Origin of the sequence: Spirillospora sp. NPDC052242 (assembly GCF_040679555.1) — a bacterium.
Classification (GTDB): Bacteria; Actinomycetota; Actinomycetes; order Streptosporangiales; family Streptosporangiaceae; genus Spirillospora.
Genome location: NZ_JBFAUZ010000001.1, coordinates 226,474 through 238,616 on the forward strand (window position 1 = coordinate 226,474; position 12,143 = coordinate 238,616).

A 12,143-nucleotide genomic window follows, 5' to 3' on the forward strand; every position below is an offset into this window, starting at 1 on the left:
GGCGCGGGCGCCGGACGGCCCGCTCCCGTCCGGCGTCCCCCGGACCAGCCCTCCCCACCACAGAAGCCGAGTCAGATGCTGAGCTTCGTACTGCGCAGGACCGCGGCGGGGGTCGTGCTCCTGTTCGTGATCTCCGTCCTGTCCTACCTGCTGCTGTCGATCCCCGACAACGACGTGGGCCGCCAACTGCTCGGCAACCGTGCCGCGCAGGACCTGGTGGACGCCAAGAACGCCGAACTGGGCCTCGACCGTCCCGTCCTCGCCCAGTACGCCGACTGGCTCGCGCACGCGCTGCGCGGCGACTTCGGCACCTCGTGGTTCACCGGCGAGGACGTCCTGCAGTCCATCACCACCCGGCTGCCCGTCACCCTCAGCCTGATGGTCGGGGTGACGCTGGTCAGCGCCGTCCTGTCGCTGCTGCTCGGCGTGTGGGCCGGCGTGCGGCGCGGCGCGATCGACCGGTTCGTCCAGATCCTGGGCGTGGTCGGGTACGCGCTGCCCGGGTTCCTGGTCACCCTGGTGATCGTCGTGGTGTTCGCGGTGCGGCTGGGCTGGTTCCCCGCCATCGGCTACATCGGGTTCTCCGAGTCGCCGTCCGGCTGGCTGTCGACGATCACGCTGCCGATCGCGTCGCTGTCGGTCGCGACCGTCGCGGGCGTGTCCCAGCAGGTGCGCGGCGCCGTCATCGACGTGCTCCGGCAGGACTACGTGCGGACGCTGCGCGCCCGCGGCCTCCCGCCCGGCCGGATCCTGTTCCGGCACGTGCTGCGCAACGCGGCGGCCCCGCCGCTGACGGTCCTCGGCCTGCAGTTCGTCGGGATGCTCGGCGGCGCGGTGCTGGTCGAGCAGATCTTCGGCCTGCCGGGCATCGGCAGCATGACCGTCACCTACACCACCCGGGGCGACATCCCGATGATCATGGCGATCGTGATGTTCACGGTGGTCGGCGTCATCGCGATCAACCTGCTGGTGGACGTCCTGATCGGCTGGCTCAACCCGAAGGCGAGGGTCTCGTGAGCGAAACCGTCGAGAAGGCCCCGGCCGCGCCCGCCCGGCGGCCGGGCGGCGCGCTGCGGCGGCTGCTGCGCAACCCGCTCGGGCTGATCCCGGCCGTGCTGCTCGCGGCGATCGTCGTCGCGGTGCTGCTCGCGCCCGTCCTCAGCCCGCAGGACCCCGACACCGCCGACCTCGCCGACTCGTTCGGCGGCGCCGCCGCCGGCCACCCCCTCGGGTTCGACTCCGCCGGGCGCGACCTGCTGTCCCGGCTGCTGCACGGCGGCCGGTTCACGCTCGGCGGCGCGGTCATCGCCCTGCTCGTCGCGCTCGCGCTCGGCGTCCCGGCCGGCCTGCTCGCCGGGTACCGGGGCGGACGGTTCGACGCCGCGGCGAGCTGGACCGTCGACCTCGTCATGGCGCTGCCCGCGATGGTCGTGCTGCTCGCGTCCCGCGCGATCCTCGGCAACACGGTGTGGGTGCTGATGGTGGTCCTCGGCGTGCTGGTCGCGCCGAGCTTCTTCCGGCTGGTGCGCGGCATCGTCGCGGGCGTCCGCGGCGAGCTGTACGTGGACGCGGCGAAGGTGTCGGGCCTCACCGACCTGCGGATCGTCGCCCGGCACGTGCTCATCGTCGTCCGCGCCCCGATCATCATCCAGGTCGCGCTCGTCGCCGGGCTCGCGATCGGGCTGCAGGCCGGGCTGGAGTTCCTCGGCATCGGCAGCGGCGACACCCCGACCTGGGGCGCGATGCTGAACGAGGCGTTCCAGAACATGGAGCAGGCCCCCTCCATGATCGTGTGGCCGGGCCTCGCGCTCGGGCTGACCAGCGCGTCCCTCGTGCTGCTCGCGGGCGCGCTGCGCGACGCGCTCGAGGACCGCGGCGACCGCCCCGCCCCCGCCCGTCCGCGCCGCCGCCCGCGCGCCGACACGCCGGCGGCGACGGCCCCGGCGGACGCGGACGGCGCCGAACGGGCCGACCTGCTCTCCGTCCGGGGGCTCGCCGTCTCGTACGGGACGAAGGAGGTCGTGCACGGCATCGACCTGGACGTCCGCGCGGGCGAGATCGTCGGCCTGGTGGGCGAATCGGGGTCGGGCAAGTCGCAGACGGCGTTCTCGATCCTCGGGATCCTGCCCGAGGGCGGGCGGGTCAGCGGCGGCAGCGTCACCGTCCTCGGACGCGAGATCGTCGGGCTGCCCGAGCGGGAGCACCGGGCGCTGCGCGGCGACGTCGTCGCGTACGTCCCGCAGGAGCCGATGAGCAACCTCGACCCATCGTTCACGATCGGCGCGCAGCTCGTCGAGCCGATGCGCTACAAGCTGGGCATCTCGAAGGCGGAGGCGAAGCGGCGCGCGCTCGACCTGCTGCGGCAGGTCGAGATCCCCGACCCCGAGCGGACGTACGGGTCGTACCCGCACGAGATCTCCGGCGGGATGGCGCAGCGCGTCCTCATCGCGGGCGCGATGTCGTGCGACCCGAAGCTGCTCATCGCGGACGAACCGACCACCGCGCTCGACGTCATGGTGCAGGCGGAGATCCTCGGCCTGCTCCGCCGCCTGCAGGCCGAACGCGGCCTCGGCGTCCTGCTCGTCACCCACAACCTCGGCGTCGTCGCCGACCTGTGCGACCGCGTCGGCGTGATGCACGACGGGCGCATCGTCGAGTCGGGCCCCGTCGAGCGGGTCCTGGGCGAGCCCGCCGAACCGTACACGCGCCGCCTGCTCGGGGCCGTCCTGGACGACGTCCCCGCCCGCGCACCGTGGCGCCCCGCGCAGAAGGAGACGGCGTGAAGGACGAAGCCGTGAAGGACGACGCCGCCAAGGACAGGGCACTGCTCACCGTCGAGGACCTTTGGGTCTCGTTCCCGGGCAAGGGCTTCCGGGCGCCGCGCACCGAGGTGCTGAAGGGCGTCTCGCTGGAGGTGCGGCCCGGCGAGACGCTCGGGATGGTCGGCGGCTCCGGGTCCGGCAAGACGACGATCGGACGCGCGATCCTCGGGCTCGCGCCCGTCCGGTCGGGGTCGATCACGTTCGCGGGCGAGCGCATCGAGCGGGCTCCGGCCAAGCAGCGGCGGCGGCTCAGCAAGGACCTCCAGGTCGTCTTCCAGGACCCGTACACCTCGCTGAACCCGTCCCTGGCCATCGGCGACACCCTCTCCGAGCCGCTGCTCGCGCAGGGGATCGGCCGCCGCGAGGCCCGCCGCCGCGTCGGCGACCTGCTGGAGCGGGTGCACCTGCCGTCGGACGCCGCCGCCCGGCTGCCCCGCGAGTTCTCCGGCGGCCAGCGGCAGCGCGTCGCGATCGCCCGCGCCCTCGCGATCGGCCCGAAGCTGATCGTGTGCGACGAGCCCGTCTCGGCGCTCGACCTCACCACGCAGCGCACCGTCCTCGACCTCCTCCTCGAGATCCAGGAGCGGACGAACGTCTCCTACCTGTTCGTCTCGCACGACCTCGCGGTCGTCCGCTTCGTGAGCCACCGGGTCGCGGTGCTGCACCGCGGCGAGATCGTCGAGACGGGCGACGCGGCGCGGGTCACGGCCGACCCGCAGCACCCGTACACGCGGAGCCTGCTGCTGTCGGCGCCGGTCGCGGACGTCGCCGAGCAGCGCGCCCGCCGCGAGGCGTTCGAGCACGAACGGGCCGCCTCCTGACGTCCGTCCCGCTCAGGGACGGGTGAGGAGGCCGCGTTCCAGCGCGGTGACGACCGCGTGGGTGCGGTCGGCGACGTCGAGCTTGGCGAAGATGCGCAGCAGGTGCGTCTTCACGGTGGCCTCCGCGATGACCAGCCGCCGGCCGATCTCGGCGTTGGACAGGCCGTCGGCGACCGCGTTGAGCACGTCGGCCTCGCGGGCGGTCAGCGCGACGGGGGCGGGCCGCCGCATCCGCGCCACGAGCCGCTGCGCGACCCGCGGCGCCAGCACGGTCTCGCCGCGCGCCGCGGACCGGACGGCGTCGATGAGCCGGTCGCGGGTGGTGTCCTTGAGGAGGTAGCCGACCGCGCCGGCCTCCACCGCCCGCTCGATGTCGTCGTCGGTGTCGTAGGTGGTGAGGATCAGCACCCGGGTGCCGGGCGCCTTCGCCGCGATCCGGGCGGTGGCGGCGACGCCGTCCAGGACGGGCATCCGCAGGTCGAGGAGCGCCACGTCGGGACGGTGCCGCGCGACGAGCTCGACCGCCTCGCGGCCGTCGGCGGCCTCGCCGACGACGGCGATGGCGGGTTCGGGGGCCAGCAGCGCGACGACCCCGGCGCGCATCGCCGGATGGTCGTCGGCCACGACGACCCGCAGTTCGGCTTCGGGCATGTCACTCCTCGGCGGGCGGGACGGAGGCGGGCGGGACGGCGGCGGGCGGGTCGGCGGGCAGGACGGCGAGGACGCGGGTGCCGTCGCCGGGCGAACTGGTCACGGTGAGCTCGCCGCCCAGCTCGGCGAGGCGCCGGCGCATCCCGGCGAGGCCGAACCCGCGGGCGGCGGCGACGTCGAACCCGCGGCCGTCGTCGGTGACCTCCAGCTCGACGGCGTCCGGACCGGCGGTGAGGACGACGCTCACCGCGGAGGCGGCGGCGTGCTTGCGGACGTTGGCCAGCGACTCCTGGGTGCAGCGCAGCAGCGCGATCCGGGTCGCCTGGTCGCAGTCGACGTCGGCGAGGTCGCCGTCCACGGCCAGGCCGGTGTCCTCGGCGAACCGGTCGAGGGTGCGGCGCAGCGTCCGGGCGACCGGGCCGGAGGCGTCCCGCTGCGCGGCGCCGACCAGGACGCGCGCCTCGGCGAGGTTCTCGCGCGCGGTGCGCTCGATCGACGTCAGCCGCGCGGCGGTCGCCGGGTCGCCGGTGAGGTCCGCCCGCGCCGCCTCCGCCAGGACGACGATGGACGCGAGGCCCTGCGCGAGCGTGTCGTGGACCTCCCTGGCGAACCGGTCGCGTTCCTGCGCCGCGCCCTCCCGGCGGTGCGCGTCGGCGAGCTCCAGCCGGGCCGCCGCCAGCTCCTCCGCGAGCTTCCTGGAACGTTCCGCGGCCCGTCTGAGCAGCAGGTGCACGAACGCGCCGAGCACCGCCCCGGCGGCGAAGGCGGCCGCGGTGACGACCTGGTTCCCGCCGAGCGGGTCGCCCGTCCGGACGGCGCCGCCCGCGAGGGTCGCGGCGGCCCCCGCGCCGCTGACCGCGACGGCCCGCGCGACCGTGGGGGCGAACAGCCAGAACGTCGGGAGCGACACGACGAACAGGGAGGCGCCGCCGCCGCGCAGGTAGGCGACGGCGCCGAGCCCGGCGACCAGGACGACCAGGAACGGCACCCGGTGCCGCGGGAACCGCACGGCGGCGAGGTGGGCGGCGCCGAGCGCGATCGGCGTCCACGTCGCCCAGTGCCGCAGGGCGCCCTGGTCGCCCAGCCCGGCGACGGCGAAGGGCGCGGCGCCGAACAGCAGCCATAGGGCCGTGTTCCAGCGCAGGATGCGGAACCGGTCGTCGGGGGGCGCCATGGTGATCACCTTACGTTTTCCTCGGTCCTCGCCGTCCGCGCCCGCTATCCGCGCTCGCCCGCGACCGCGGCACCGGGACGTGCGCGCAGCAGCGCGAGCGCGGGCAGCAGCGTCGCGGCCAGCGTCAGCCCGAGCGCGGCGGCGGCCACCGCCGCCAGGATCCACGGGGAGCCGCCCGGGACCGGGCCGTCCAGGACGCTCAGGCTGAGCGGCACCAGCGTCGCCGCGGCGACCAGCAGGCCGGCCGCGACGCCGGCCGCGGCGACCAGCACCGCCTCCACCGCCATCATCTGCAGCACCTGCCGCCGGGCGGCCCCGGCGAGCCGCAGCAGCCCGAACTCGCGCCGCCGCTCCCCCGTCGCGATGATCTGGGCGTTGACCAGGGCGATCGCGGCGTAGCCGACGACGACGGCGAGGACGAGCCAGGCCATCCACGCCTGCGTGTCGTCCCGCTCGGCGCGCAGTTCCGACAGCGTCCCCCGGTCGACCGCCCGCAGGCCGGGGTGGCTCTCGGCGAGCGCGCGGGCGAGCCGGGCGCGGTCCGTGCCGGGCTCGGCGGCCACCAAGATCTGCGGGACGAGACCGCCGTCGGTGTGGGGCAGCAGCCGCGCCGCGGGGAGCAGCGCCGTCTCGTAGCCGGGCGGCGCGTCGACGGTGGCGACCAGTTCGAGGGCCGCGCGGCTGCCGTCGCCGAGCCGCATCGGGACCGTGTCGCCGATCTCGTAGGGCCCGGCGTACCGCTCGGGCAGCGCGACCGTCGCGCCCTCCAGGGCGTCCAGGCTGCCGCCGGTGGCGCGGAACGCCGTGGTCCGCTCGACCCCGGCGGCGGTGACGCCGACCAGCGCCATCGCGGGCGGCCGCGGAGCGCCCTCGCCCCCGTCGCCCGCGTGGACGAGCGGCCCGGCCAGCTCGGCGGGCTCGATGTAGCCGGTGCTGGTGACCTGGGCCGACGCCGCCGCGACGCCGGGGTGCCGCGCGATCTCGTCGACCATCGCCGGGGGGAGGCCGCCCGCGGCGGAGGTGACCGCCAGGTCGGCGCGCAGGCCGTCCTCGAACACCTCCCGCGCGCCCTTCGTCTGCGTGGTCTGCATGTAGACCAGCGCCAGCGCCAGCCCGGCGGCCAGCATCACCGGCAGGACCGCGCCGGTCAGCCGGGCGGTGCGGGCCCGCGCGTTCTCGGTGGCCAGGTGCCCGGCGTACCCGGTCACGGCGCGCAGCGGGCGGCGCAGCGCCGCCGTCACCGCCGTGACCAGGACGGGCCCCAGCAGCGCGCACCCGGCCGTCCACACCAGCGTGGCCGGGGTCGCGATGCCCGCGGCGTCCGGGCCGTCCGCCTTGGCCGTGGCCGACGCCAGGACCATGCCGCCCGCGACGAACCCCAGCCCCGCGACGATGCGGACCGCCCCGAACCGGCGGCTCTCCACGGACGCCTCCGCGAGCGCCTCGACGGGACGGGTGCGGGCCGCGCCGTGGGCCGCGGCGAACGCGGCGCCGAGGGCGGTGAGCAGCGCCGTGCACACCCCGGCGGCCAGCGGGACGCTCCCCGCGCGGTACGCCAGCGTCTCCGGCACCGCGCCCGCCTCGGCGAACGCCGCGAGCAGCCACCGCCCGACGTACGGGCCGGGCAGGCAGGCGAGCCCGGTGGCGGCGACCGCCAGCAGCATCGTCTCGCCGACGACCAGCCGGCGGACCTGGCCGGGCGTGGCGCCGACGGCCCGCAGCAGCGCCGTCTCGCGCGCCCGCCGCCGGATCGACAGGCCCAGCGTGGCGGCCACGCCGAACACCGTCACCATCGCCGACAGCCCGCCGAACGCCGCGGCGAGCGGGATCAGGTCCTCGCCCTCGGACATGACGCCGGGGTCCTCCGCCCGGCCCCGCTCGTCGCCGGTCAGCACCGCGACCTGCCGGCCGTCGACCGCCGCGGCGACCGCGCGCTCCACCGCCGCCGCGTCGGCCCCCGGCGCGGTGAACACCCCGATGGAGTCGACCTTGCCGGGACGTCCGGTGAGCCGCCCGGCCTCGGCGTCCGCCAGGTAGGCCGCCCCGGCGCCGTCGACCAGCCCGGACACCCGGTAGCGCGCCGCGCCGCCGCCCGCCAGCAGGCCGACCGTGTCGCCGACGGCCGCGCCCGATCCCGCCGGCAGCACGACCTCACCGTCCCCGGACGGCGCCGCCCCCTGGACGAGCGCCGCGGGGGCGAGCCGCGCCGACGACCAGCCGTGCCCGGTCAGCTCCCCGCCGCCGTCCGTCCGCCGGACGGGGAACGACACGTCGGCCGCCGTACCGGCCACGCCCGGCAGGGCCGCCAGCTCGCCCGCCAGCCCCGCGTCCAGCGGCACCCGCTCGGCGAACACCTCGTCGGAGGCGGTGCCGTGGTAGCGCTGGTCGCCGGTCACCACGATCGGCGCGGCGCCGAGCCGCTGCGGCGGCGCCGCCCGGTGGATCCCCGACTCCAGCAGCCCCCCGCAGCCGATCACGATCACGGCGCCGAGGAACATCGCGACGAACGCGGCGAGGAACCCGCCCGCGTGGAAGCGCAGCATGCGCAGCGAGATCCCGATCACCACAACTCCCGCACGGTCTCGCCGCCCGCGGCGCCCGCCCCGTCCTCGCCCGGCGTCCGCTCGCCCCGCAACCGGGTCATCCACTCCGCCACCCGCTCGGACGTCGGCCGGTTCAGCGAGCCCGCGATCCGGCCGTCCGACAGGAACACCACCCGGTCGGCGTACGCGGCCGCCACCGGGTCGTGCGTCACCATGACGACCGTCCGCCCCGCCTCCGCGACGACCTCCCGCAGCAGCGCCAGCACCTCGCGCGCGTTGCCGGTGTCCAGCGCGCCCGTCGGCTCGTCACCGAAGATCACCGCGGGCCGGGTGACCAGCGCCCGGGCGATCGCCACCCGCTGCTGCTGCCCGCCCGACAGTTCCGCCGGGCGGTGGCGGCGCCGGTCGGCCAGCCCGACCCGCTCCAGCACCTCCGCGACCGCGCCCCGGTCCGGCCGCCGCCCCGCCAGCCGCAGCGGCAGCGTCACGTTGTCCACCACGGTCAGCGCCGGAAGCAGGTTGAACGCCTGGAACACGAACCCGATCCGGTCGCGGCGCAGCCTGGTCAGGGCCCGCTCGCCGAGCGCGCCCAGGTCCGTCCCGTCCAGCCGCACCGAACCGGACGTGGGCCGCTCCAGGCCCGCCGCGCAGTGCAGGAACGTGCTCTTGCCCGAACCGGACGGCCCCATCACCGCCGTGAACGTCCCGCGCGGCAGCCCGACGGTCAGCCCGTCCAGGGCCGCCGTCCCCCGCCCCGGACCCCCGTACACCTTGCGCACGGCCTGCAGCCGCACCACCTCGTCCGGCCCCGTGGCCGGACTCCCGCTCGCCGACTCGGCAACTTGTGTCATGCCGTCGATCCTGGTCGCGGGGGTGTCACCGCCGACAGCCTCGACCGGCTGAACCCGTTGTCCACCGACCGGTGGACAACGGGGGCTACTCGGGGAAGGCGGTCGTGGAGCGGTAGTGGTCGTGCCAGCCGAGCGCCTCCCACCACGCGGGATGCGACGCGAGGCGGCCCCGGTACTCGTCCCACTCCGTGCGGGCGGGCGTCCACGCCTTCTCGGCGATGCCCGGCAGCCGCGGCAGGAGCAGGAACGCGAGGTCGTCGAAGCCCTCGACGGTCTCGCACCAGATCGCCGCCTCGACGCCCGCGACGTCCGCGCCGTCCGGGATCTCGGTGAGCGTCCCCGGCGTCCAGTCGAACAGCTCGCGGCAGGTGCGCAGCGGGTACGACCCGTGCCCGACCCGCGTGCGCCGCGCGGTCTGCGCCGCGTCCCGCGAGTCCTCGGCGTACCGGCGGTCGAGGTACATGACGCTGCTGGCCGACGCGAGCACCGGCGCCCCGGCGGCGACGGCGGCGGGCACGTCGCGCGCCGACTCGGCGAACGCCTTCGCCATCTCGTCGACGAGCGCGTGGTACTCCGGCGGGATGCGCTCGCGCGCCTCATCGGCGTCGAACTCGTCGCCCGCGCCGACCCACTCCTGCGCGACGTCCGCCGGGGTCAGCGCGCCCGACCGCGCCGCCTCCTGCCACGCGACGACCCGCTTGCCGGTCGCGCGCCCGATCTCGAGCGCCCGCGCGACGAACTCGCGGTACAGCTCGTCCGGCATGCCGAACGCCTCGTCCCCGCCGATGTGCAGGAACGGCCCCGGCGTCAGCGCGGCGACCTCGCCCAGGACGTCCTCGACGAACCGGAACGTCGCGTCGCCGCGCGGATGCAGGTACGCGAGCAGCTTGTGCACCGGTTCGTCCGGTCCCTGCAGCTCGGGGTACGCGCGGACGGCCGCGAGCACGTGCCCCGGCATGTCGAGCTCGGGCACGACGGTGACGAATCGGGCCTCCGCGTACGCGACGATCTCGCGGAAGTCGTCCCGCGTGTAGTACGGCCGCACGCCCTCGTCGGCGTTCGTCGCCCGCCCCGGCCAGGTCTCCGGGTCCGTGAGCCGCGGCCACGCGCCGATCTCGAGCCGCCACGCCTGGCTGTCGCTGAGATGCAGGTGCAGGACGTTGAACTTGTAGAGGGCGAGGAGGTCGACGACCTTCTTCACCTGGTCGACGGTGAAGAACCGCCGCACCACGTCGAGGGACAGCCCCCGCCACGCGAACGCGGGCCCGTCCGCGATCCGCACCCGGGGCATGACGAACCCGCCCCCGCTGTCCCGCCGGAGGAGCTGCGCGAACGTCACCGCGCCCCGGAACAGCCCCTCGGCGTCCCCGGCGGTGACCGCGCACCCGCCGCCGCCGTCCACGACCAGCCCGTACGCCTCCCGCCTACCCGGGTCGACTTCCGCCTCGGCGTCCGGTCCGGCCGTGGGGGCGGCGCCTGGGGCGATGCCGGTTCGGGGGTCGATGCCCTGCGGGGGGTCGATGGGTTCGGTGTCGGTGGGGGTGTCGAGGGTCAGGCGGAGGTCGCCGTCGGTGCCGACGGTGACCGCGGTGCCGGCGGCGTGGAGGCGTGCGAGAAGGTCGGCGACCGTGTCGCCGAGGGGGCGCAGGGCCTCGGACGGGACGGCGATGCGGAGGCGGGGCCCGAGGCGTGCGGGCGGGCCGTCGAGGGGCGTCAGGTGTTGCGGGAGCGGGATGGGTGCCGGCACTGCCCCTCCAGGGTCTCGTCATGGCGTGTCCCGGTTTTCTACCACATGGTAAGTAATCGGGCCGGAGTTCACCTGCGGTTCAAAATTCCGTCATATCCCTTGCGACCAGGTGTTATGTCGGTTTCTCTGGGCGTTTGGACTTCGGAGGAGGCGCGATGGGACGGAGAGTCGCGCTCGTCACCGGGGCGGCCGGCGGGATCGGGAGCGCCGTGGTGGACGAGCTGGCGGGCCGCGGCTGGACGACCGCGGGGCTGGATCTGCGCCCGGCACCGGGCGTCGATCTGCCAATCGTGGCGGACGTGTCCGATCCCGCGCAGGTGAGCGCGGCGGTCGGCCGGATCGAGCGGACGCTGGGGCCGGTCGAGGCCGCGCTGTGCGCGGCGGGGCACCACGCGATCGTCCCGGTGTCGGACGTGCGCTGGGACGACTGGCGGCGGATGCTGCGGGTCCATCTCGGCGGCGTCGTGAACGTGTGCCGGACGGTCGCGCCCGACATGGCGAACCGGGGGCGCGGGTCCGTCGTGGCGGTGTCGGCGGCGTCGGCGGTCGGCGGGGCGGACGCGCAGGCGCACTACGCGGCGGCGAAGGGCGCGGTCCTCGGGCTCGTCCGGTCGCTGGCCGCCGAGGTCGCGCCGTTCGGCGTCCGGGTGAACGCTGTCGCGCCGGGCCCCACGGACACGCCGCTGGTCCCGGACGACTCGATGCTGCGGCGGCCCGCGCACCTGCAGTCGGTGCCCGCGGCGCGGCTGACGTCGCCGCGGGAGGTCGCGCTCGCGGCGGCGTTCCTGATCGAGGACGCGACGGCGTGCACCGGCGAGGTCGTGTCGCCGAACGCCGGGGCGGTGATCTGATGGCGCTCGCACTCGTCACCGGGGCGGGCGGCGGGTACGGCACCGCGATCGCGCGGCGGCTCGCGGCGGACGGCCACCGGGTCGCGGTGAACGACCTCCCGGACGTCGACCTGCGCGGCCTCGCCGCGGAGATCGGCGGCATCGCCGCGCCGGGGGACGTGACGCACCCGGACGGCGTCCACGCGATGCTCGGACGGCTGGAGCGCGCGGCGGGCGAGCACGTCGGCGTGCTGGTCGCGGCGGCGGCCCACCGGACGACCGCGCCGCTGCCCAAGCACGACCTGGACGACTGGTGGCACGTCGTCGACACCGCGCTCGGCGGGGCGTTCGCGTGCGCGCAGGCCGTCCTGCCGGGGATGGCGGAGCGGGGCGGCGGGCGGATCGTGCTGCTGGCGTCGGAGGCGGGCGTGTCCGGCCGGGCGGACGCCACGGCGTGCTCGGCGGCGCACGCGGGCGTGATCGCGCTGGCGAAGTCGCTGGGCCGGGAGCTGGCGGCGTTCGGCGTCGCGGTGAACGCGGTCGCGCCGGCCGGACCGGACGAGCCGACGCCGCTCGGGCCCGCCCCGACCGCCGGGGAGGTCGCCGCGTCCGTCGCGTTGCTCGCCGACCCCCGGCTGCCGACCATGGTCGGCCAGACCCTCAACCTGACGGGCGGCCGCACGCGTGCCCGCGCCTGACTCCAC

Annotated in this window: 10 protein-coding genes; 5 read left to right on the top strand and 5 right to left on the bottom strand. The window is 76.2% G+C overall.

From position 1 onward, the window contains the following. The first annotated feature begins 75 nt into the window (after window positions 1-75). Genes AB0L25_RS01220 through AB0L25_RS01230 form a run of 3 tightly spaced genes read left to right on the top strand, consistent with a single transcriptional unit; the run spans window position 76 to window position 3,643 of the window. Window positions 76-1,017, top strand: coding sequence for an ABC transporter permease (locus AB0L25_RS01220; RefSeq protein ID WP_500167362.1), 942 nt, complete (start codon window positions 76-78; stop codon window positions 1,015-1,017). Next, entirely contained in the window at window positions 1,014-2,783 is a 1,770-nt protein-coding gene (locus tag AB0L25_RS01225) for a dipeptide/oligopeptide/nickel ABC transporter permease/ATP-binding protein (RefSeq protein ID WP_500167364.1), read from the top strand. The genes AB0L25_RS01220 and AB0L25_RS01225 overlap by 4 nt, the downstream gene beginning before the upstream one ends. Beyond that, complete coding sequence (locus tag AB0L25_RS01230) at window positions 2,780-3,643, top strand: ABC transporter ATP-binding protein (RefSeq protein WP_500167365.1); 864 nt, start codon at window positions 2,780-2,782, stop codon at window positions 3,641-3,643. The genes AB0L25_RS01225 and AB0L25_RS01230 overlap by 4 nt, the downstream gene beginning before the upstream one ends. A 12-nt stretch (window positions 3,644-3,655) precedes the next feature. Here AB0L25_RS01230 and AB0L25_RS01235 read toward each other — a convergent pair whose 3' ends face one another. The 5 genes from AB0L25_RS01235 to AB0L25_RS01255 form a co-directional block, all read right to left on the bottom strand. Beyond that, window positions 3,656-4,294 (bottom strand): response regulator, encoded by a 639-nt coding sequence (locus AB0L25_RS01235; RefSeq protein ID WP_500167367.1) that lies wholly within the window; start codon window positions 4,292-4,294, stop codon window positions 3,656-3,658. A 1-nt stretch (window position 4,295) separates the two neighbouring features. Beyond that, complete coding sequence (locus AB0L25_RS01240; protein WP_500167369.1) at window positions 4,296-5,468, bottom strand: sensor histidine kinase; 1,173 nt, start codon at window positions 5,466-5,468, stop codon at window positions 4,296-4,298. 44 nt (window positions 5,469-5,512) lie between these two features. After that, a complete protein-coding gene (locus AB0L25_RS01245; RefSeq protein WP_500167371.1) occupies window positions 5,513-8,032 on the bottom strand; it encodes an FtsX-like permease family protein in 2,520 nt (839 codons plus the stop codon). After that, complete coding sequence (locus tag AB0L25_RS01250; RefSeq protein WP_500167373.1) at window positions 8,029-8,862, bottom strand: ABC transporter ATP-binding protein; 834 nt, start codon at window positions 8,860-8,862, stop codon at window positions 8,029-8,031. Before AB0L25_RS01250 ends, AB0L25_RS01245 begins: the two co-directional genes overlap by 4 nt. An 85-nt stretch (window positions 8,863-8,947) precedes the next feature. Continuing rightward, window positions 8,948-10,609, bottom strand: a complete 1,662-nt coding sequence (locus AB0L25_RS01255; RefSeq protein ID WP_500167374.1) for a family 20 glycosylhydrolase — start codon at window positions 10,607-10,609, stop codon at window positions 8,948-8,950. 155 nt (window positions 10,610-10,764) lie between these two features. Between AB0L25_RS01255 and AB0L25_RS01260 the strand changes: the two genes are divergently transcribed. Further along, entirely contained in the window at window positions 10,765-11,460 is a 696-nt protein-coding gene (locus AB0L25_RS01260) for an SDR family NAD(P)-dependent oxidoreductase (RefSeq protein ID WP_500167376.1), read from the top strand. Further along, on the top strand, window positions 11,460-12,137 hold the full coding sequence (locus AB0L25_RS01265) for an SDR family NAD(P)-dependent oxidoreductase (RefSeq protein ID WP_500167378.1): 678 nt from the start codon (window positions 11,460-11,462) through the stop codon (window positions 12,135-12,137). The genes AB0L25_RS01260 and AB0L25_RS01265 overlap by 1 nt, the downstream gene beginning before the upstream one ends. Window positions 12,138-12,143: the final 6 nt, after the last annotated feature.